Raw genomic sequence first — 19,479 nt, forward strand, 5'->3', positions numbered from 1 at the left:
AAGGTTTCAAACCATGATGCACATTACATTTATGCAAATGATAGAAGTGTCATTTGAACAAGGCTTCCGCCCCAGCCTCTGAAAAGCGGACAAGGGCGTCTGATGGGCTCCTTACCCACCGATCAGCGAGGGATTCAAACCCTTGGTAAGATACGATCTATATATAAAACGTATAAAGGTGCCATCATGGGCCTGGTCAAGATCTCAGACACACTTCACGAGGAGTTGCGCATCGCCAGCGATGCCCTCAGCCGTTCCATCAACGCCCAGGCAGAACACTGGATTCGCATCGGGATGTTGTCTGAACTGCACCCCGATCTTCGCTATGGCGACATTTGCCAAGCGCTGCTGCGCGCCGCTCAGACTGGCGAGCAAGGCCTGGCGATGCTGAAACACCCCGAGGCATTCATGCCCAAAACCCACAGCGCGGTAGCACCATGAACCGAAAAGCCCCCATCCGCAACGCCTCCGAACTGGCACAGGCCCGCGTGGCCGGTGCGCTGGCAGCCGAACTGCTGCACATGATCACGCCCCACGTGCAGGCCGGCGTCAGCACCGAGACCCTGGACCGCCTCTGCCACGACCACATCGTGAACGTGCAGAACGCCATCCCGGCCAATGTGGGCTACCACGGCTTTCCCAAGACGATCTGCGCCTCGATCAACCATGTGGTGTGCCATGGCATCCCCTCGGAACAACAGGTGCTCAAGGAAGGCGATATTGTCAACATCGATGTGGCCGTGATCAAAGATGGCTGGTTTGGCGACTGCAGCCGAATGTACTGCGTGGGCAAAACCAGCCCTTTGGCGCGGCGCCTGGTGGACACCACCTACGAAGCCATGCGCGCCGGCATTCTGCAGGTGCGCCCTGGAGCCACGCTGGGTGATGTGGGCCATGCCATCCAGACCGTCGCGCACCGGGAGCGTTTCAGTGTCGTGCGCGAATACTGCGGCCATGGCATCGGGCAGGTGTACCACGACGAACCACAGGTGCTGCACTATGGTCAACGTGGCCAAGGCCTGCGCCTGGAGCCCGGCATGATTTTCACCATCGAACCCATGCTGAATGCCGGAAAACGTGAAACCCGCGAGTTGGCCGATGGTTGGACCGTCATCACCCGCGACAAATCCCTGTCCGCCCAGTGGGAGCACATGGTGGCCGTGACCGAAACCGGCTTTGAAGTCTTGACTCCCTGGCCCGAAGGCACGGGCGGCTACCCGGGCTTCGACTGAGTTGTCTGAGCCAGAGGCTGGCAGACCGGCCCAAAGACGGCTTGCGCGACGTTGCTCAGTCCGCGGCGCTCACAAAAGATTCGGCTGCTGCTGGGCACCCTTGAGCGGTGTGCCCCAGCCGATGCTTCTAGACGAGCAAAAGCCCGCCCATGACAATTGCCGGGGCGGGCCGCGCGACGGGATCGGGTCGGAGCAATCCGACCTTGTTCAGCGGCTTGGGTAAGCCAGGTCGACGCGCCGATTTTCGGCCCATGCGGCTTCGTCATGGCCTTGGGCTCGGGGCTTTTCCTTGCCCCAGCTCACGGCTTCCAGTTGGCTGTCTTTCACGCCGTACACACGCAGGGCACGCACCGTGGCTTCGGCACGCTTCTGGCCCAGCGCCAAGTTGTATTCGGAACTGCCGCGCTCGTCGGCATTGCCTTCAACACGGATCTGCACACTGGCGTGCTGCGCCAGGTACTTGCCATGGCGTTCCACCACGGGCTGGTATTTGGACGCCACGCTGAAATCGTCGTAGGCGAAAAACACGCTGCGGTCTTTGGACAAGGGGTTGTTCGGGTCCAGGTAATCGGGCACCACCACCTGGGCCACGGCAGACTGCGGCTGGGCAGCGGGCGCCGCCGGGGCGGGTGCCGGGGTGCTTGCAACCGGGGTTGAGACCGGTGCCGTCGCCTTGGGCGCGCTGCTGCACGCCGAGAGCAGGACCACGACTGCGCTCAGCGCAGCGAGGGAAGAAAGAGATTTCATGGCATGACTCCGTCAAAAGCCTGGCCCCGCAGAAGAGGCTCCAGGTCCAAGCCGAAATCATAACATTTGCACAAATGTATTTACATCCAAACACAATGTAAAGAATCGCAAACCGCGGCCTGAGCACCGTCTGGACATGCCCAAGCCTAGAGATGAGCCAAGGGTGTCTGCTCCACGGTCTCGTCTGCATGCAGCACGGCGATGAGGGCCCGCAAATCCTGTTCCAGGCGGTCCAAGGTCTGCGGCGGCAGTTGGGCCAGGGCGGTTGGCAGCACCCCTTCGAATGGGCCGGAGACGCGCCCCAGCACCTCCAGACCTGCCGGCAGGATGGACAGCTCAATGCTGCGCCGATCCGTCAGTCCTTTCACCGCCTGGATCAACTGCCGCTTGAGCATGGCCCGCACCAGGTTGCTGGCCGTGGATTGGTGAATGTCCATGGCCGCCGCCAGCCCCGAAACGCCGATACCGGGCCGATCACGCACCACACTCAAGGCCCAGATCTGGGCGCCACCCAGCCCCGCCTGGCTCTCGACCTGCTGGAAATGGGTGCGCACCGCATTGAAGACCACCCGAAAGCGGCGCAAGACCAGGGTGGTCTTTTCCATGTCGGTTGGCTGAGGGGGCGCGCTTGCAGGGGGTGCTGTGATCTCGGTCTTGGGCATCGCGCGATGATAGCGGGGCCACCCACAGGCCCCGCTCGCTTGCGCCGATCAACCGAAATTGAACGCCGACAAGGTGGTCTCCATCACCCGATCGGAGAACACACGCCGCCCCAGGTCTTGCCCGGCCGCACCGGCCACCACCATCAAAGGCAGCAAATGCTCTTCAGCACGGGGCGGGTGGCACAGGCGGGCGCCCGGGGCCTGCGCCCAATCGGCCAGTGCTTGATGGCGCTGTGCAGGGGCCGCCTCCACGGCCTGGCCCAGCCACGCGTCAAAGGCATCCGACACCGGGCCGAAACGCGGATCGCCGTAGCCACGCATGTTGTGAAAGCTCATGCCACTGCCCACGATCAGCACACCTTCGTCGCGCAGTGGCGCCAGAGCCTGCCCCGCACGCAGATGCGCCTCGGGGTCAAGATCGCTGGTCAAAGACAGCTGCACCACCGGGATATTGGCCTGAGGAAACATCAGCATCAACGGGATGAACATGCCATGGTCAAAGCCTCGGCTGGGGTTGCCCTGGGCTGCCACCCCGGCCTGGCCCAGCAGCCGGGTCACGCGATCGGCCAGAGCGGGCTCGCCGGGCGCGGGGTACTTGAGCTCATAGGTGTGCGGGGGAAAGCCGTAGTAGTCGTAGATCAAGGCCGGCTGAGCCCCCGAAGTGACGCTGAACTGAGGCTCCAACCAATGGGCCGAGACCAGCAGGATGGCCTTCGGCGCCGCTGGCAGGGTGGCCGCCTGCCCCTTCAGAAAGGCCGCCATCTTGTCCCAGGCCTCCGGCGGGTTCCAGTCCATGAAGAAGCACGGGCCGCCCCCATGCGGGATGAACCAGGTGGGCATGCGTGCCGCAGGCACAGCGGTAGAAACAGGGTTTGCGTCAGACATCTGGGTCTCCAGAAAGGGTGGGCCTTGGGCGGGGCAGCAGCCCACGGTGTGGGCCGCCTCAGGTAAAGCCGGTTGCGTCCAGAACACCGAGCTGGTTGTACCGCAGGTAGGAATGCAGCCGTCCAAACTCACACCTGATGCTGAACCTGCCCAAGAAATGGGGAACTGAACAGCCACTTTAATGGCTTCGAATCCTGCGATAAATCCACCATTTCAGGTTTCACTGTCTTTGAATTCACAACAAAACAAGGTTTGGCTTGGCGTTTACCCATTCGCCGCCAAAGCCGATCGCCTCAGAAACATGCAACTGCAACTGCAACTGCAACTGCAACTGCAACTGCAACTGCAACTGCAACTGCAACTGCATCCGCAGGGGCCGACGGTCCCCCCTTCAGGTGAAGGCAATTCGCTAGACTGCGCAGCACATGCAAACCAACCCCAGCTCCATCACCCGGCTCACCTGCCAAAGGCTGGCCTTTTTGCTGCCCGCTGTCTGTCTTCTGCTGACTGTCATGGCTGCGCCTTTGCACGCAGCCACGGCAGAGGCTGCATCTTGGCCCTCCACGCCAGCTGCCCAATGGCTGGGTTTGAACGAAGCCACATTGCCTGCAGCGGTGCCCGAGGTCCAGCGCCTGCGCCGGCCCCAGATCGGCCCCCACGGCCTGAAAGCCTGGTGGGCACTGCCCAGCGTGGCACTGGACCAGGGCCGCCTGGACACCTTGTTCTTCACCCGCAACCAGGCTGTGGTGCACATCGAAGAACGCTGGCGAGCCGAACCGGTGCGCTGCCAGGCCGGAAGCCGCTATCAGGCGCTGGTGACCCGCCTCAACCAACGACTGGGGCAGACCGGCGTCGCCAACGGAGACGCCCAGGCCCCCCAGGCCTCCACCGCCTGGGCAGCCGGCGCTTATGACGTGCGCCTGTACCTGAACCAGATGGCAGGCAGCTGCCAGCTGCTGCTGGTGCACGAGTTGCACGCCGAACGCGATCCGTCCGAACTCTGAGCCTTCCGCCGGCAAAAACCTGCTCAGCGGCCCAAGCGCTGCGCCACTCCTGAGCTCAACGTGACCATGAAGGCTTCGACTGCTCGGGTGTATTCATTGTCCAGGCCCAGGAGCGCATTGATGTCGCCATGGCTCAGATCCTGCCCCAGCCATTGGGCCCGTATCCCCAATTGCGCGGCCCGCGCCACAAAGGCTTGTGCCTGGGCACAGGCATCGTCACGACGTGTAGAGCAGACCGCCAGCAACGGGGCCGCTCCTGGCCGCAGCTGCTGAACGGGCGACATGGCACGCCAATAGCTGGGGTCCTTGCCGAAAGGCCGGTCATACAGGCGCATGTGCGGCTGGCTCATGATGGCGTGCACATCCATGGCCGCACTGTCGAGCGCCACGGTGCCCAGTACAGGCGGCCCGCTCCGCCCCAGGCTGGCAGGCACAGCCCCCGCCAGCAAAGCCACCAGGTGTGCGCCGGCCGAATGCCCCATGAGAATGAACTGCGCCGGGTCGGCACCCCAGTCAAGCGCGTGCGCCTGGGCATGGGTCAAGGCCTGCGCCACGTCGCGCAACTGGCCGTCTGGCGGCACCTCAGGCAGCATCCGATAGTTGACAGACACCAGCACAAAACCCCTCGCCGTCCAGCGAGACACCTTGGCATCCACGACCCGGGTCATGGCTTTGTTGCCCACCACCCAGCCGCCGCCATGCACCATGAATACCACCGGAGCCCCATGCGTCGAGGCTTCGCCACTCGGCAGGTACACGTCATACACCTGGTCAGGATGGGACCCATAAGCCACATTGGCCAGACTGGCATGCCGGCCTGAGGGACCGGAATGACCAGCCGCCTGACGCTGCTCACGAAGCCGATCCAACAGTGGCCCAGCAGAGGCCGCCCTCGTCAGACCCAGGGCCAGCGCCACCCCCGTCGCAGCTTTCACGATGTGCCTGCGGCGCAGACCCCACCGAGGCGAAGAAGAACTCATTCCCAGGGCCACATTGCAGTCGTTCATCCGTACACTCCGCGCGGCCAAAGGCGGCCCAGCGGGTATTCTAGGCAGCCACCCCCGACCACCGACGCCCCCACGAACGACCCCATCGATGCACGCCTCAGACGCACGTTTGCACAGCCCCGCCGCGGAACGCAACACCGCCCCCATCCTCGCCCAATTGCAGGCCTTGCTACCGGCCCAAGGCCTGATGCTGGAAATCGCCAGCGGCACCGGTCAGCACGCCGCGGCCTTCAGTCACGGCCTGCCGGGCTGGCAATGGCAACCCACTGACTACGAGGCCAGCGCCCTGGCCTCGATCAACGCCTGGTGCGCGGGCCTGGAGAGAGTGCGGCCTGCGGTGCAACTGGATGTACTGCGCAGCCCCTGGCCCTCGCAACTGCCCGAGGTGGTCGACGCCATGTTCTGCGCCAACATGATCCACATCGCCCCATGGGCCTGCACCGGTGCGCTGATGCAGGGAGCCGCAAGGCACCTGTCAGCCCAGGGGCTCCTGATCACCTACGGCCCCTACCTGGAAGAAGCCACGCCCACCGCCCCAGGCAACCTGGCTTTTGACATGGATCTGCGAAGCCGAAACCCGGCCTGGGGATTGCGGCAACTCCACGACGTGGTCAAGGTGGCCGGTGAGGTCGGACTGCGCCTCAGAGATCGCATCAGCATGCCGGTCAACAATCTTCTGCTGGTCTGGACACGCGTTTGAGTTGCCTTGTGCGGCTGCGTTTGAGGTGCGTTGAACACGCACCGTCACAGCTTCAGGAAGCGGGCACCAGACGCCTGATTTTCTGCAAGGTATCTGCCAGCGCCTTGGCCATGGGTATCTTGCGGTCCGTGAACAACTGCGACAAGGCCTCGTAATACCAGACAGCACCTTCCAATTTGGCATTGAAACGGTCAAAAACCGAGGGGCCAATGGTGACAAGGTCATCCAAAATGGCCCGGGCGTTGCTCAGCTTGTCACAGCCTGAAACCAACAAGGCCTCATCGGGAGCCCTCCTCAGATGGGCCAGGTAGGCACGCTTGCGTTCTGTCCAAGTCAACTTGCGCGCCGGGTCCTGGCCTTGGCCGTCGGAGCAGGCTTGGACGATGGCCAACACCCTGGCTCCAAATTGATCACCGATCTGTTGTGCATAGTGCGGGCCGCCATCTTCAAGAACGTCGTGCAGCAAAGCAGCAACCTGCTGATCCTCATCCCCACCATACTGAGCCACGAGGCCAGCCACCACGACAGGGTGGGTGATGTAGGGGATGGTCGTTCCTTTACGCACTTGCCCCTCGTGGGCCGTGGAAGCGAGCGTGAGGGCTTGGGTGAATCGCGGAGTCATGGGCACAGTTTACGGGTTGGCTGCGACTTGGGGATTTTTCCATCCAAACTCTGGCAACAGCTTGTGCCGATACCGGCACCGAATTTACATCGCCAAAACGTCGGCCTTGCATTATTCTTGAACGAGTTGCGCACGCATTTTTCGCACGCCGATTAATCTTGATATCAGTCAATAATCGATCGACAGGGTCTCAAGGAACGCTCTCAGGAAACCTGGCGGGCGTGGCGGGATTCTCCTATGCCATTCTGGACTCCATCGAGCAGGAGATTGCCGTCATTCAAAAAGATGGTCAAATCGTTTATGTGAACGAGGCCTGGGTTCGGTTTGGCGCCAACAACGGGCTGCCCAAGACCGATTGGCTTCAATCGAATTATCTGGACATCTGCATCAGTGCGGCGTTGAGCGACGAGCCCGCGGCGCAGGACATCTACGCGGGTCTGGCCGGCGTCATCCACGGGCATCGTCAAGACTTTTCGTATGAATACCCTTGCGATAGCCCCGATGAAAAACGCTGGTTTCTGATGAATGTGGTGGGGCTGACCGGACACAGCAAAGACCTGTTCGTCATCATCCACAGCAATATCTCGCAAAGGAAACTGGCGGAGCAGCAGGTAGAACGTCTGTCTTTACTCGACCCGCTCACGGGCCTGGCCAATCGCCGGCATTTCATGCAATTCCTGACCGCTGAATGGCAACGCAACCGGCGCGAGGGCACACCGGTCAGCCTGATCTTGTTGGATATCGATGATTTCAAACACATCAACGATCAGCACGGCCATGGGGTCGGCGATGAATGCCTGAAACAGATCGCGAGTCTGGTCGGTCGCTGCGCGCGGCGCCCCAGCGATCTGGCCGTGCGCTGGGGCGGCGAAGAATTCATGCTGGTGCTGGGCAACACCTCCGTCGAAACCGCCTTGACCATGGCGAACGAACTCCTCGCAGCGGTTCGGCGCCTCGAATCTCCCGTGCATGGGCATTGCACCATCAGCATAGGGGTGAGTTCGGCGGTACCCACCGAAGATGGATTCGAAGCCCTGATCCAGCAGGCTGATTCCGCGCTCTACCAGGCCAAGAAGGCCGGCAAGAATCAGGTGTTTCGCTATGGGCAATCTGCATCTTGATGCTGATACTGGATGCTCATCGGATGTGTGTTCGCAGCAACATTTGATGCAGGGCATCCCCGCAGAGGCATTAGTGATATATAAATAAATTGTAAAATCATTTTTTTCATCTATATCACCCTGGAAGACGAACAGTTTCCAGGACATGCCCAAGGAGACAGCCATGCAGATCAACAACATCAGTGTGAAGACGCGCCTGTGGGTGACGTTCACAACCCTCGTCGTCCTGATGATGGTGCTGTCGGGTTGGGCTCAGTACCGCTCCAACGCCAGCCTGAGTGCGGCACTTGAAGACGTGGTCAGCACCGATGTCAAGGTGGTGGCCGCCACACGTTGGAACGACGGCACTTCAGCCGCGCTGGCCATCACGGTGGCAGCGGTACTGTCCACCGACGAGCAAAGCTCCCAGCGCCTCACCAACGACGGCAAGGCCCTGGTCGAGCGCAACACCAAGATGCTCAAGACCATGGCGGATCTGATCACCCGCTCCGATGAAAAGACAGCACTCGACAACCTGAGCAATGAACGCAAGCCAGTGCTCGCGGCATTGGGCAAGGCCAATGAACTCAAGAAAGCGGGCGACATGGCAGGCGCCAAGGACGCCGCCGAAAAAGACCTGGTGCCCCTGACCACGGCCTACCTGCAGCACCAGCGCGATTTTGTGCAGATGCTCGAGAAGAACCGCGACGCCACCGTTCAGGAAGCACAAGATGCGCGCCGTCAAAACGCCGTCACCAGCACGGTCACCGGCTTGATCGTGGCTTTCGGCGTGCTGTTCATTGCAGCCCAACTGGTGCGCTCGATCACCCAGCCCCTGGCACAGGCCGTGGACCTGGCCCAGAGCATCGCCAAGGGCGACCTGACCCATGACACCCGCACTGAACGCCAGGATGAATTCGGCGTGCTGCTCAATGCCATGTCGGGCATGGCCACCCAGCTGCGCTCGGTGGTCGGCGAGGTGCGCACCGGCATGGATGCGTTGAACGTGGCCTCGGTCGAGATTGCCAACGGCAACCAGGACCTGTCTTCGCGCACCGAACAAACCGCCAGCAACCTGCAGCAGACCGCAGCCAGCATGGAACAGCTGACCAGCACCGTGAACCAATCCGCCGACACCGCCCGCCAGGCCAATCAGTTGGCCGGCACTGCCGCCCAGGCCGCTACCCGGGGTGGCGACGTGGTGGCCCAGGTGGTGAGCAGCATGCAGCAGATCACCGACAGCTCGCGCAAGATCAGCGACATCATTGGCGTGATCGATGGCATTGCCTTCCAAACCAACATCCTGGCACTGAACGCGGCCGTGGAAGCAGCACGCGCTGGCGAACAGGGCAGAGGCTTTGCCGTGGTGGCCGGCGAGGTGCGCAGCCTGGCGGGCCGCAGCGCCGAGGCCGCCAAGGAGATCAAGACCCTGATCAACGCCTCGGTCGAGAACGTCGAATCCGGCTCGCAGCAAGTGGCCGACGCCGGCGCCGCCATGTCCGAGATCGTCAGCAGCGTGCGCCGCGTCACCGACCTGATCGGTGAGATCACGGCCTCGTCAGACGAGCAACGCTCGGGCATCTCGCAAGTGAACGCGGCCGTCGGCCAGCTCGATCAGATGACCCAGCAGAACGCCGCCCTGGTCGAGGAAAGCGCCGCAGCAGCCGCCTCCTTGCGCGACCAGGCTCAGCGCCTGACCGAGGTGGTGGCCGTGTTCAATCTGGGCCAGGGCCATGCCCCGGCCGCGCGATCGCTGGCCCAGGCCCCCAGGGCATCTGCGGCACCTGCGCCGGCCGCCCTGCGCAGTGCTCCGCGCCCCAGCCTGAGCGCCAGCAAGGCACCGGCACCTGCCAGCTCCAGCCCGCGTGCGGCCCTGCCATCGGCCACTGCCGGCGCCGCACCCAAGGCTGGCAACGAAGACGACTGGACTTCGTTCTGAGCGCATGGCCCAAAGCGGCCCCCTCTGGCCGCACCGTTGAGCCGGGCTGACTAGAATCCGGGCGATGAGCATCGCCCCCAGCCCGTCCAAGCGCACACGCCGCGGCAGTGGCGCGGTCACACTGCACGAGGTGGCCCAAAAGGCGGGCGTCGCCCCCATCACCGCATCGCGCGCACTCAATTCCCCCGACAAGGTCTCGGTCGATGTGCTGCAGCGGGTCACCGAGGCCGTGCAGGCCCTGGGCTATGTGCCCAACCGCCTGGCCGGCGGCCTGGCCTCCACCCGCAGCCGCCTGGTCGCCGCGCTGGTGCCCACCATGGCGGGGCCTGTTTTCCTGCAGACCGTACAGTCCCTCACCCAGGCCCTCGCCGAGCACGGCTACCAGTTGATGCTGGGCCAGACTGGCTATATCGACCCACGAACCGGCGAAGACCTGATGCTCGAAGCCCTGATCGGACGCCGGCCCGATGGCATGGTGCTGACCGGCACCTTGCATTCTGAGCAGACCCGCCAACGGCTGCAGGCCGCCGGCATCCCGGTGGTCGAGACCTGGGACCTCAGCGAACAGCCCATCGACATGCTGGTCGGGTTTTCGCACGAAGGGGTAGGGCGCTCGGTGGCAGAGTTCTTTCTCGCCAGGGGTTTCAAGCGCTGGGCCATTGTGGCCGGCGACGACCCACGCTCACAACGGCGCCAGCACGCCTTTGGTCAGGCTGCCCTCGCATTCGGCCTGCCGCCGATTCAGGTGCGGGTGGTCCCTGCACCCACCTCCCTCAAGAGCGGGCGACTGGCCCTGCGCCAACTGCTGCAAGAGGCACCTGCGGTGGACGCGGTGTTCTGCAGTTCCGACCTGCTGGCCCTGGGCGTGCTGACCGAGGCCCGAGCGCTGGGCAGGGCCGTGCCGGGCCAACTGGCGGTGATGGGTTTCGGCGATCTGGATTTCGCGGCTGACCTCGAGCCTGCGCTCAGCACCGTCCAGATCGACGGCGCGGCCATGGGGCGGCAGGCAGCGCGCTTCATCATGGATCGTGCCGAGGGCCGCGACGTGGCCCTGCCGGTGGTCGATATCGGCTTCACTTTGATCGAACGCAGCAGCACCTGACGACTCCAGCTGTACAGGGCCAGCGCTTGCAGAGTGCAAATGACAGCGTTATCATTCAAAAATGGTAGCGCTACCAAACAACATCAGGCAGCGCTGCATCCCTCCAATCACCAGACCCCACCATGCCCCTCCACTCCACCCCCACCATCACCGAACTGCGCGTCATCCCCGTGGCCGGGCGCGACAGCATGCTGCTCAATCTGAGCGGCGCTCATGGCCCATTCTTCACCCGCAACCTGCTGATCCTGACCGACAGTGCGGGCCGCACCGGTGTGGGTGAGGTGCCCGGCGGCGAGAAGATCCGTCAGACCCTGGAAGACGCACGTGAGCTGGTGGTCGGCCAGGCCCTGGGCTCGCAACAACGCGTGCTGCAAGAGGTTCAGCAACGTTTTGCCGACCGTGACAGCGGTGGCCGCGGCCTGCAGACCTTTGACCTGCGCACCACCATCCATGCCGTCACCGCCATCGAGTCGGCCCTGCTTGACCTGCTCGGACAACACCTGGGCGTGCCAGTCGCCGCCTTGCTGGGCGAAGGCCAGCAACGGCAAGAGGTCGAGATGCTGGGCTACCTGTTCTACGTGGGTGACCGCACCCAGACCGATCTGCCCTACCAGAGCGAGCCGGGCGCAGCCGATGCCTGGTCGCGCCTGCGCCACGAAAAAGCCCTCACCCCCGAGGCCATCGTGCGCCTGGCCGAGGCGGCCCGCGAGCGCTATGGTTTCAACGATTTCAAGCTCAAGGGCGGCGTGCTGCGCGGCGATGAAGAGATCGAGGCCGTGCGCGCCCTGCATGAGCGCTTCCCACAGGCCCGTGTCACGCTGGACCCGAACGGCGGCTGGCTGCTCAAGGATGCCATCCGCCTGATGCGCGACACGCGGGGCGTGGTGGCCTATGCTGAAGACCCTTGCGGCGCTGAAGATGGCTTCTCGGGGCGCGAGGTGATGGCCGAGTTCCGCCGCGCCACCGGCCTGCCCACCGCCACCAACATGATCGCCACCGATTGGCGCCAGCTGAGCCATGCCCTGGCCCTGCAATCGGTCGACATCCCGCTGGCCGACCCCCATTTCTGGACCATGGCCGGCAGCGTGCGGGTGGCCCAGACCTGCCGTGACTGGGGTCTGACCTGGGGCTCACACTCCAACAACCACTTTGATGTGTCACTGGCCATGTTCACCCATGTGGGCGCCGCCGCGCCCGGCAAGGTCACTGCCATCGACACCCACTGGATCTGGCAGGACGGCCAGCGCCTCACCCGCGACCCCTTGCAGATCGTGGACGGCAAGGTGCAGGTGCCGCAAAGGCCGGGGCTGGGCGTGGAGCTCGACATGGTCGAGGTCGAAAAGGCCCATCAGCTGTACCTGCAGCACGGGCTGGGCTCGCGCGACGACGCCATGGCCATGCAATACCTGATCCCGGGCTGGCAATTCAACCCCAAGCGCCCGGCACTCGACCGCTGAGCCTTCAAACCCTAGCAACCCCTGGGGCCCAGGGGTTGCAGCGCCGTGCTAGATTGCAACTGTTTGTTGCAGGCCTGCGCAGTTTCCGTGGGCCCAACGGCCTCAACCCTTCTGGAGACCCACCATGCAAACCCGTCAACTGCTGAAAATCGCCGCCCTGGCTGCCGGACTGACCCTCGCGCTCGCAGGTTGCAGCGCGCTTTCCACAGGCAACAGCAACACCGTGGTGTTGGGCGGCAACCTCAGCGGTGCCAGCGAAGTGCCCCCTGTGAACACCGCCGGCTCCGGCACCGTCGAGGCCCGCTTCGACAAGAGCACCCAGGTGTTGAGCTGGAAGGTCAGCTTCACGGGCCTCAGTGGCCCTGCCACTGCGGCCCACTTCCACGGCCCGGCCGCGCCCGGCAGCAATGCCGGCGTGGTGATCCCGTTTGCGGGCAATACCAGCCCCATCGAAGGCAGCGCCACCCTGACACCGGCCCAGGCCACCGACCTGCTGGCAGGCAAGTGGTACGCCAACGTGCACACCGCCGCCAACAAGGGTGGCGAAGTGCGCGCCCAGATCAGCGTGCGCTGAACCGGGCAAGCTGATCGGCCGCGTGAGGCGGCCGAAAGCGACAGGGCTGCGTATGATGGACATTCGTCTTGACCCGGAACCCTGCCATGCTCGACTCGCTGCCCAGTTTCTTCATCCAATGGGCCATCACCTCACTTTCGCTGTGGGTGGCCAGCCATGTGTTCAAAGGCCTGCGCTTTGCCGATACCGGCTCATTGGTCGTGGCGGCGCTGCTGCTGGGTTTTGCCAATGCCGTGTTGCGCCCGCTGCTGTTCGTGCTGACCCTGCCGCTCACGGTGCTCACACTGGGCATTTTCGTGCTGGTGCTCAACGCCTTGATGCTGATGCTGGTGTCCGCCCTGGTGAAGGGCTTTCAGCTCTCGGGCTTCTGGACCGCCTTCTTTGCCAGCATGTTCATCGGTGTGCTCAGCTTCCTGCTGAGCATGGTGCTGGCAGGCGGTGATTGGTCGTGGCAAGCCCCCGTGCCCATGCCCGCCCCGGGCACCGGCCAGTGGCTGTGACGCGCTATCGGATCGGGCCGGCTCAGGCCGCCATGAAGCCGAGATTGCGTGTGCTGTAGTTCGCGAGATGGGGCATCACGCTGGCCAGGTCGGTGGCCGACACGCCAAACCAGTTGGCCAGGGTGGCGCCATATTGGTCCACCGACAGACTGGGCAACAACCGCCCCTGACCGACATCATCCGGCCCGCCGTTGGCCACCACGGGCGGTGTGCCCACAAATGAACGCCCATTCACGGCGTCGCCCACCACAAAGTGCATGCTGCCCCAGCCATGGTCGCTGCCGTCGTTGTTGCCCACCAGCGTGCGGCCGAAATCCGAGGCGGTGAAGGCCGTGACCTGTCTGGACACACCCAACTCCACCGTGGCCTGATGGAAAGCCCCCAGCGCTTCGCCCAGCGTCTTCATCAGACCGGGGTGCTGGGTCACCAAGCCATCGTGGGTGTCAAAGCCCCCCATGGAGACGAAGAACACTTGACGCTTCGCGCCGAGGCTGGAGCGTGCCGCCACCATGCGCGCCACCAGCTTGAGCTGATCGGCCAGGCTGTTGCCAGTCGGAAAAGGCGTGGCCAGCGTGACGCCCGTCAACGCACTGCTCAATTGGCTGTTGGCCGCGATGGAGCGCGATGCCACCCGGGCGTATTCGTTCTCAAACAGGTGAACCCGGTTGGCCGTCATCAATTGCTGCAAGGCGCGCGAACAGGTGGCAGACCCGAACAAGGGCGACTGCACACCATTCACCGCCACCGAGCCACTGCTGGAGACCTGGTACTGCACCGCACTGTGGCCTGACAGGTACACCGCATTGCCCCCGACGCCGATGCAGGTGAAGGTGGCATTGCCGTTGCCCGAGGCAAACAGGTCGCCCAGCCGCCCACCCCAACCCGACGCTGCCCCCTCAGGCGACGACGATTGCCAGAACGACTGCTGATCGTTGTGCGAGAACAGCTTGGGCGGCAGGGGCACCGAGCCGGCCTGATACTGGGCCTTGGTGGTGGGCTGGACCAGGCTGCCCACATTGAGCAACACCGACATCTGCCCGGCATTGAAAAGGGGCAGCAGCGGATCCAGCCCTGGGGCCAGTGCGTACTGCCGCCCGCCGGGCAGGGGCGTGGTGGGGTTGAGCACCAGCGGGGTCAGGCTGTCACGCGCAATCGCCAGTGGCGCCCTGAACTGCAACATGGCGTTGTAGCTGGCCGGGTCGTAGGTGACCAAGGTGTTGGCATAGTCGTTGCCGCCGTACAGAAACACGCAGACCAGCGCCTTGTAATCGGTGGCCGTGGCAGCGGCAGCCTCGCCCATGGCAGCCAGGCTCACGGCGAAAGGCGTGGCCCCCGCGGCCACAGACAAAGCCGCCCCGCGCTGCAGAAAGGCCCGGCGCGATGCGTTGTCAGGCGCAACGTTGGAGAAGTGGTTCATGGCCGTCCTGCCTTATTTCTGCACAATGAATTCAGGGGATGCCAGCACCAAGGTCAGGGCCGCCTGGATGCGCCTGAGGGCATTCGGCTGGTTGCTGGAGGGCAGGGTGGTGACCGCCGCCTGAATCAGGCTCAGGGTCTGCGCCGACAGCTGCCCACCGGCCAGCACCCGGTTGATTTCGGCCACCAGCGCTGCGGCATCGGCGGCCAATCGCAGCAGGCTGCTGTAATCGGGGGTCAGATCGCCCGCTCCGCTGCCGGTCACCATGCGCTGCATGTAATTGACGTAACCGGCCACCGACGATTCGTTGGCCATCTGAAACTCAGGCCCCACCAAACCTTGGCTGGCCAGTGCCGTGCCGGGGGGCACGTAGCCGGGCCGGAAGAAATTGAACACCGATCCCGAGCGCATCGGGCTCTGGCCAAGGCGGGTGGCAGGGTCGGACAGGTCACCCACGGCCCAGGTGCCTGTGGCAGAGCTGGCCCGGTAAGCCCGAGCCCAGGCCAGAAAGCGCATCACCGGCTCCCGCAATTTGCCGTACGTGGGCTGGGCTGCGGTGGTGGCGCTGCGCGCCTCGGTGTCCAGCAAGATGGCCTTGAGCACCGCCTGCAGGTCGCCGCGCACGCCCGCACCATTGTTGGCGAACACCGCACTCACCCGGGCCACATAGGCGGGGCTGGGGTTGCTCGTGACCAGGCGCTGGATCAATTGCCGGCTGATGAACGGTGGCAGGTTCGGGTGCTGGAACAAGGTGTCCAGGGCCTGGTTCAAGGCGTCCATGGCCGGCGTCCCGGCCGCGATGGTCTTGCCCAGAAAGGTCTTGCTGCCGGTTTCGTATTGCGAGGCCACCGACACCATGGGCCGCTGCTGAAAATCGGCGGGGTAGGGGGTGGTCAGGCCCGTCACATCGACGTTCCAGCCAGTGAACACCCGGGCCAGACCGCTCACATCGGCCTGGGTGTAGGTCTCAAGCGCCGTTCCGTTGGCGTGGGTCTTGACGCTGCCATCGGCATTCAATTGCACCAGGCCAATGGTGAACAGCTGCATCAACTCGCGAGCATAGTTTTCATCGGGCTCGCTGCCTGTCTTGGGGTTGGCTTTGGCACTGCCCCGAAAAGTCAGGTACGAGCCCATCGCGGGGCTCAGTGAGATGTCCTGCAACAGCTTGCGGTAGTTGCCGAAGGCATTGGCCTCCAGCAGGTCCAGGTAATGCGCCACGGCGTACTGGCGCCATGAGGAATTCACGCCCAATACCGACACCACGCAGATCTCGGACAAGGCCAGCACCATGCGTTGGCGCAAGGGGTCGCCCGAGCTGATCAGCTTGCGCCAGATCGTGTTGTCCAGGCCCGCCGTGCTGAAGATGTTGCTGGCGGCGTTGTAACCATGGGCATTCAACCAGTCGCAATGGCTCTGGCTGCGCGCCAGCGCAAACTGCTTGTTCAACCAAGCGGTGTAACCCATGGCGACCACCGCAGACAGGTCCGCCGCCGAGTAGCCCGGGGTGGCCTGGGTCAGAAAACGCCCGGCTTCAGCCACCGTTGGCGGTGCCTGTGTGGCCAGGGGTTCCACAGCCACTCGAGCACTCAGTGCGGTGTCAGTGCTTTCACCACCGCCGCAAGCCGCCAGGCTGCCCAGCAAGGCCAATCCCGCCAGCGCCTGAGCGCCTTGTGAAACCCCGCCCTCGGCAGGCCCTGAAGACTCTGAAAAATTCAGCTTCGGCACCTGCTCAGGGCCTTTCAGCGCATCAGGATGGGACACGGGCATGGCGTTCCTTGTAGCTTGGTTGCGGCCCCGGCTCCCATGGCCAGCGCAACTGGGTACGGAGGTCACAAATGGTCTGTCAAACTCATTAACGACCGGCAGTCGGCTGGATCATGCCTCAAGCCCTGATACAAACAGGACACAGTTCCGGTATTAATGTTTCTGCTTGTATCTCAAACCATCACATCCGGTGAATTGCGTCCGACTGAGGAACAAGATGTGCATCTTTGCTAACAGCCCGCGCCCTTCACTGCGCACAACAACGCATGTCTGACCTGCTGCTCGACCCCGCCACCACGGCCCAGGCTTTGCCCTATCCCGCCCTTGCAGCGAGCATCGAAGCCTTGCTGCAAGACCTATCGGTGCAGGTGCCGCCCCGCATCGTCCAGCCGCTACCGGCCGGTGCTTCGCTGTTCGTCATGCCGGCCTGCGACGCCCGCCTGGCGATCACCAAGCTCATCACCTTTGTGGCGGGCAACCCCTTGCGAGGCCTGCCCGCCATTCAGGGCGACATCGTGGTGTTCGACTGCGTCAATGGGCGCCGCCTGGCACTGCTCGACGGGCCCACCGTCACAGCACGCCGCACCGCCGCCGTGTCTCTGCTGGCCGCGCAGAAATTGGCCCCGAACCGCCTGGGCCCATTGCTGATCGTGGGCGCCGGTGTGCAAGGCCAGGCCCATCTGGAGGCCTTCCATGCCGGCCTGGGCGTGAAAGAGGTCTGGGTCAACTCCCGCAGCGAGCGCAGCGCCCGTGCCCTGATGGCCCACGCCCAGACCCTAGGCCTGAGGGCGCACCACGCGACCGACCCAAATGAAGCCCTGGCCCATTGCCCCCTGGTGGTCAGTTGCACCCCGGCCCAACAGGTGGTGATGAACGCCATGCCACGGCCGGATGCCTTTGTGGCGGCGGTCGGGGCGTTCACCCCGCGCATGGTCGAATGGCAAGCCGACATCTGCCGCCGCCTGGCCACCGAGGGCACCGTGCTGGTGGACACCCGCGACGCCGACCACGAGGCCGGCGACCTGTTGCAGGCGGGCATCGAGGTGGCGCACTTGCCCACCCTGGCCGACCTGGTTCAGGGCCGGCCTGCCTGGTCGGGCAGGGCGCAGCGGCCGCAGGGCCCGGTGTTCTTCAAGAGCTGCGGCTGGGCTGGCTGGGACCTGGCGGCGGCGCGCTGCGTCATGAACCTGAACTGATGTAACGCCCCCACTTGCACTTGGCGAAGAGAGCCCTCGGCAAGCCGTATGCTTGGCGGGTCTGCGCATGGCCCGCCGCACGGTGCGGCAACCGGCCCGACTGGGGTGACATCCCCAACACACCACCCGCATCGCAAGGATTTTTTTCATGATTCAACGTTTTGACGTCGGCGCCCGCCTGTCCGAAATGGCCATCCACAACGGCACCGTGTACCTGGCCGGCCAGGTGCCCGAAGACGCCAGCCTCGACATCCAGGGCCAGACCGCCCAGGTGCTGGCCGCCGTGGACGCCCTGCTGGAGCGTGCCGGCACCGACAAGAGCCGCATCCTGATGGCTCAGATCTTCCTGCCCGACCTGAACGACTTTGCCGGCATGAACGCCGTCTGGGACGCCTGGGTAGCGGCCGGCAACGCCCCGCCGCGCGCCACCGTGCAAGCCGCACTGGCCCGCCCGGGTTGGCGCATCGAAATGGTGGTCACCGCCGCCTTGCCCTGATCCGGCACGGGCGATGAGCCCCCCGAAGTGATCACAAAACACCATCGGCGATAACCTGGGGTAATTGATAAAGTGATGCGTATCAATTTGTCAGTACGAGAACCCCAGGAGACACCGCATGAAACTGATCACGCTCAATGCCTTGGTGGCGGCCATTGAAGAGGGCAGCCTGCGCAGTGCTGCCCGGCGCGCGGGTGTCTCGCAGCCGGCCCTCACCAAGATGATCCGCGAACTCGAGATCGAGCTCGCCACCACCTTGCTCACCCGCAGCTCACGCGGCGTCACCCCCACGGCCCAGGGCAAGGTGCTGTATGAGCGTGCCGTGAAAGCCCAACGCGAGCTGCGCTCAGCGGTCGACGAGATCAACCAGATGGACGGCCGCCTGATCGGCGAGCTGCGCGTGGGCGCGGTGCCCCTGGCCGTGATGCTGCTGGTGCCCGAAACCCTGCGCACCTTTGTGCAGGAGTTCCCCGACATCCGACTGCGCGTGGCCGAAGAGCTGTACGTGGCCCAGTTGCACAAGCTGCGCTCGGGGGAGGTCGACATCACCATCGGCGGCATTCCCGACGACCTGGCCACCGGCGAGTTCTTTGTCGAACCCCTGCTCAAGACCACCATGGTGGCCACCGTGCGCAAGGGCAGCCCCTGGCTCAAGGCCAAGGAGCTGGCCGACCTGCAATCGGCCCGTTGGGTGTACACCGGCTCGAACAGCGAATCGGGCTATGCCAAGCTGTTCTTCGAGCACCACGGCCTGGCCGCGCCCAAGATCGGCGCCATCGTCAACTCGACACTGGCGCTGCTGTCGCTGGTGGCCTCAGGCGACTACGTGGCCCTGATGCCGATCCAGATCGCCCGCCTGCCCATCGTGGCCCAGTTCGTTTCCATCATCGAGCTGGCCGAGGTGGGCTACGAGCTGGAAGTGGGTGCCATTCTGCGCAGCGACTCGGTGCCTTCGCCCGTGCTGCGCAACCTGATCGCCCACCTGCACCGGGCGGCCTACCACGTGAACCGGGGTGACACGCCCTTGTCCGACCCCCGCTATAACCTCGCGTGATCACGATGCCCACAGCGGCAT

At 64.1% G+C, this 19,479-nt stretch carries 21 protein-coding genes; 13 read left to right on the plus strand and 8 right to left on the minus strand.

The genetic code is table 11. From position 1 onward, the window contains the following. Positions 1 to 186: 186 nt before the first annotated feature. Entirely contained in the window at positions 187 to 441 is a 255-nt protein-coding gene (locus F624_RS0103680; protein WP_019572912.1) for a ParD-like family protein, read from the plus strand. Continuing rightward, positions 438 to 1,232 (plus strand): type I methionyl aminopeptidase, encoded by a 795-nt coding sequence (gene map, locus F624_RS0103685; RefSeq protein ID WP_019572913.1) that lies wholly within the window; start codon positions 438 to 440, stop codon positions 1,230 to 1,232. Before F624_RS0103680 ends, map begins: the two co-directional genes overlap by 4 nt. 207 nt (positions 1,233 to 1,439) lie before the next feature. Here the strand turns inward: map and pal are convergent, their stop codons facing one another. The 4 genes from pal to F624_RS36200 form a co-directional block, all read right to left on the minus strand. Beyond that, positions 1,440 to 1,979: a peptidoglycan-associated lipoprotein Pal gene (pal, locus tag F624_RS0103690; protein WP_031253962.1), complete on the minus strand. Its 540-nt coding sequence runs from the start codon at positions 1,977 to 1,979 to the stop codon at positions 1,440 to 1,442. A 146-nt stretch (positions 1,980 to 2,125) separates the two neighbouring features. Further along, the gene (locus F624_RS0103695; protein WP_019572915.1) at positions 2,126 to 2,584 is read right to left on the minus strand and encodes a MarR family winged helix-turn-helix transcriptional regulator; all 459 of its coding nucleotides are present in this window, start codon (positions 2,582 to 2,584) and stop codon (positions 2,126 to 2,128) included. Between the two features lie 105 nt (positions 2,585 to 2,689). Next, complete coding sequence (locus tag F624_RS0103700) at positions 2,690 to 3,526, minus strand: DODA-type extradiol aromatic ring-opening family dioxygenase (RefSeq protein ID WP_051107286.1); 837 nt, start codon at positions 3,524 to 3,526, stop codon at positions 2,690 to 2,692. Between the two features lie 235 nt (positions 3,527 to 3,761). Further along, positions 3,762 to 3,893, minus strand: coding sequence for a hypothetical protein (locus F624_RS36200; protein WP_019572917.1), 132 nt, complete (start codon positions 3,891 to 3,893; stop codon positions 3,762 to 3,764). Between the two features lie 220 nt (positions 3,894 to 4,113). On the opposite strand from F624_RS36200, the gene F624_RS0103710 reads away from it, so the two are divergent. Next, on the plus strand, positions 4,114 to 4,530 hold the full coding sequence (locus tag F624_RS0103710) for a hypothetical protein (RefSeq protein WP_157443292.1): 417 nt from the start codon (positions 4,114 to 4,116) through the stop codon (positions 4,528 to 4,530). Positions 4,531 to 4,553: 23 nt separating this feature from the next. Here the strand turns inward: F624_RS0103710 and F624_RS0103715 are convergent, their stop codons facing one another. Next, entirely contained in the window at positions 4,554 to 5,288 is a 735-nt protein-coding gene (locus F624_RS0103715; RefSeq protein WP_245573545.1) for an alpha/beta hydrolase, read from the minus strand. Between the two features lie 337 nt (positions 5,289 to 5,625). Between F624_RS0103715 and F624_RS0103720 the strand changes: the two genes are divergently transcribed. Then, positions 5,626 to 6,237 (plus strand): DUF938 domain-containing protein, encoded by a 612-nt coding sequence (locus tag F624_RS0103720; protein WP_031253964.1) that lies wholly within the window; start codon positions 5,626 to 5,628, stop codon positions 6,235 to 6,237. A 52-nt stretch (positions 6,238 to 6,289) separates the two neighbouring features. Here the strand turns inward: F624_RS0103720 and F624_RS0103725 are convergent, their stop codons facing one another. Continuing rightward, positions 6,290 to 6,859, minus strand: coding sequence for an HD domain-containing protein (locus F624_RS0103725; RefSeq protein WP_019572921.1), 570 nt, complete (start codon positions 6,857 to 6,859; stop codon positions 6,290 to 6,292). Between the two features lie 221 nt (positions 6,860 to 7,080). Here F624_RS0103725 and F624_RS0103730 point away from each other — a divergent pair, with 221 nt between their 5' ends. The 6 genes from F624_RS0103730 to F624_RS0103755 all read left to right on the plus strand — a co-directional run bounded on the left by F624_RS0103730 (position 7,081) and on the right by F624_RS0103755 (position 13,531). Then, complete coding sequence (locus tag F624_RS0103730) at positions 7,081 to 7,980, plus strand: GGDEF domain-containing protein (protein WP_019572922.1); 900 nt, start codon at positions 7,081 to 7,083, stop codon at positions 7,978 to 7,980. Between the two features lie 163 nt (positions 7,981 to 8,143). Further along, a complete protein-coding gene (locus tag F624_RS36205; protein ID WP_031253967.1) occupies positions 8,144 to 9,898 on the plus strand; it encodes a methyl-accepting chemotaxis protein in 1,755 nt (584 codons plus the stop codon). Positions 9,899 to 9,962: 64 nt separating this feature from the next. Further along, on the plus strand, positions 9,963 to 11,000 hold the full coding sequence (locus tag F624_RS0103740; RefSeq protein ID WP_019572924.1) for a LacI family DNA-binding transcriptional regulator: 1,038 nt from the start codon (positions 9,963 to 9,965) through the stop codon (positions 10,998 to 11,000). Between the two features lie 122 nt (positions 11,001 to 11,122). Continuing rightward, positions 11,123 to 12,457: a glucarate dehydratase gene (gene gudD, locus F624_RS0103745; RefSeq protein ID WP_019572925.1), complete on the plus strand. Its 1,335-nt coding sequence runs from the start codon at positions 11,123 to 11,125 to the stop codon at positions 12,455 to 12,457. A 124-nt stretch (positions 12,458 to 12,581) separates the two neighbouring features. Further along, complete coding sequence (locus F624_RS0103750) at positions 12,582 to 13,031, plus strand: CHRD domain-containing protein (protein ID WP_019572926.1); 450 nt, start codon at positions 12,582 to 12,584, stop codon at positions 13,029 to 13,031. 86 nt (positions 13,032 to 13,117) lie between these two features. Continuing rightward, positions 13,118 to 13,531, plus strand: a complete 414-nt coding sequence (locus F624_RS0103755; RefSeq protein ID WP_019572927.1) for a phage holin family protein — start codon at positions 13,118 to 13,120, stop codon at positions 13,529 to 13,531. A gap of 22 nt (positions 13,532 to 13,553) precedes the next feature. Here F624_RS0103755 and F624_RS0103760 read toward each other — a convergent pair whose 3' ends face one another. Continuing rightward, positions 13,554 to 14,948 carry a DUF1501 domain-containing protein gene (locus F624_RS0103760; protein WP_019572928.1) on the minus strand — a complete coding sequence of 465 codons (1,395 nt, stop codon included), beginning with the start codon at positions 14,946 to 14,948 and terminating at the stop codon, positions 13,554 to 13,556. A 12-nt stretch (positions 14,949 to 14,960) separates the two neighbouring features. Beyond that, entirely contained in the window at positions 14,961 to 16,715 is a 1,755-nt protein-coding gene (locus tag F624_RS0103765; protein WP_084679396.1) for a DUF1800 domain-containing protein, read from the minus strand. A 263-nt stretch (positions 16,716 to 16,978) separates the two neighbouring features. On the opposite strand from F624_RS0103765, the gene F624_RS0103770 reads away from it, so the two are divergent. The 3 genes from F624_RS0103770 (at position 16,979) to F624_RS0103780 (ending at position 19,458) form a co-directional block, all read left to right on the plus strand. Then, a complete protein-coding gene (locus F624_RS0103770) occupies positions 16,979 to 17,908 on the plus strand; it encodes a delta(1)-pyrroline-2-carboxylate reductase family protein (RefSeq protein ID WP_019572930.1) in 930 nt (309 codons plus the stop codon). 148 nt (positions 17,909 to 18,056) lie between these two features. Further along, on the plus strand, positions 18,057 to 18,404 hold the full coding sequence (locus tag F624_RS0103775) for a RidA family protein (protein WP_019572931.1): 348 nt from the start codon (positions 18,057 to 18,059) through the stop codon (positions 18,402 to 18,404). A 118-nt stretch (positions 18,405 to 18,522) separates the two neighbouring features. Beyond that, positions 18,523 to 19,458, plus strand: a complete 936-nt coding sequence (locus tag F624_RS0103780) for a LysR family transcriptional regulator (protein WP_019572932.1) — start codon at positions 18,523 to 18,525, stop codon at positions 19,456 to 19,458. The last annotated feature ends 21 nt before the right edge of the window (positions 19,459 to 19,479 follow it).

It is taken from the genome of Curvibacter lanceolatus ATCC 14669 (assembly GCF_000381265.1).
Taxonomy (GTDB): domain Bacteria; phylum Pseudomonadota; class Gammaproteobacteria; order Burkholderiales; family Burkholderiaceae_C; genus Curvibacter; species Curvibacter lanceolatus.

What these genes read in the sequence shown, in the direction of transcription:
- F624_RS0103680 (WP_019572912.1), top strand. Translation starts at nt 187, where the DNA reads ATGGGCCTGGTCAAGATCTCAGACACACTTCACGAGGAGTTGCGCATC.
- map (WP_019572913.1), top strand. Translation starts at nt 438, where the DNA reads ATGAACCGAAAAGCCCCCATCCGCAACGCCTCCGAACTGGCACAGGCC.
- pal (WP_031253962.1), bottom strand. Translation starts at nt 1,979, where the DNA reads ATGAAATCTCTTTCTTCCCTCGCTGCGCTGAGCGCAGTCGTGGTCCTG.
- F624_RS0103695 (WP_019572915.1), bottom strand. Translation starts at nt 2,584, where the DNA reads ATGGAAAAGACCACCCTGGTCTTGCGCCGCTTTCGGGTGGTCTTCAAT.
- F624_RS0103700 (WP_051107286.1), bottom strand. Translation starts at nt 3,526, where the DNA reads ATGTCTGACGCAAACCCTGTTTCTACCGCTGTGCCTGCGGCACGCATG.
- F624_RS36200 (WP_019572917.1), bottom strand. Translation starts at nt 3,893, where the DNA reads ATGCAGTTGCAGTTGCAGTTGCAGTTGCAGTTGCAGTTGCAGTTGCAG.
- F624_RS0103720 (WP_031253964.1), top strand. Translation starts at nt 5,626, where the DNA reads ATGCACGCCTCAGACGCACGTTTGCACAGCCCCGCCGCGGAACGCAAC.
- F624_RS0103725 (WP_019572921.1), bottom strand. Translation starts at nt 6,859, where the DNA reads ATGACTCCGCGATTCACCCAAGCCCTCACGCTCGCTTCCACGGCCCAC.
- F624_RS36205 (WP_031253967.1), top strand. Translation starts at nt 8,144, where the DNA reads ATGCAGATCAACAACATCAGTGTGAAGACGCGCCTGTGGGTGACGTTC.
- F624_RS0103740 (WP_019572924.1), top strand. Translation starts at nt 9,963, where the DNA reads ATGAGCATCGCCCCCAGCCCGTCCAAGCGCACACGCCGCGGCAGTGGC.
- gudD (WP_019572925.1), top strand. Translation starts at nt 11,123, where the DNA reads ATGCCCCTCCACTCCACCCCCACCATCACCGAACTGCGCGTCATCCCC.
- F624_RS0103750 (WP_019572926.1), top strand. Translation starts at nt 12,582, where the DNA reads ATGCAAACCCGTCAACTGCTGAAAATCGCCGCCCTGGCTGCCGGACTG.
- F624_RS0103755 (WP_019572927.1), top strand. Translation starts at nt 13,118, where the DNA reads ATGCTCGACTCGCTGCCCAGTTTCTTCATCCAATGGGCCATCACCTCA.
- F624_RS0103760 (WP_019572928.1), bottom strand. Translation starts at nt 14,948, where the DNA reads ATGAACCACTTCTCCAACGTTGCGCCTGACAACGCATCGCGCCGGGCC.
- F624_RS0103765 (WP_084679396.1), bottom strand. Translation starts at nt 16,715, where the DNA reads ATGCCCGTGTCCCATCCTGATGCGCTGAAAGGCCCTGAGCAGGTGCCG.
- F624_RS0103770 (WP_019572930.1), top strand. Translation starts at nt 16,979, where the DNA reads ATGTCTGACCTGCTGCTCGACCCCGCCACCACGGCCCAGGCTTTGCCC.
- F624_RS0103775 (WP_019572931.1), top strand. Translation starts at nt 18,057, where the DNA reads ATGATTCAACGTTTTGACGTCGGCGCCCGCCTGTCCGAAATGGCCATC.
- F624_RS0103780 (WP_019572932.1), top strand. Translation starts at nt 18,523, where the DNA reads ATGAAACTGATCACGCTCAATGCCTTGGTGGCGGCCATTGAAGAGGGC.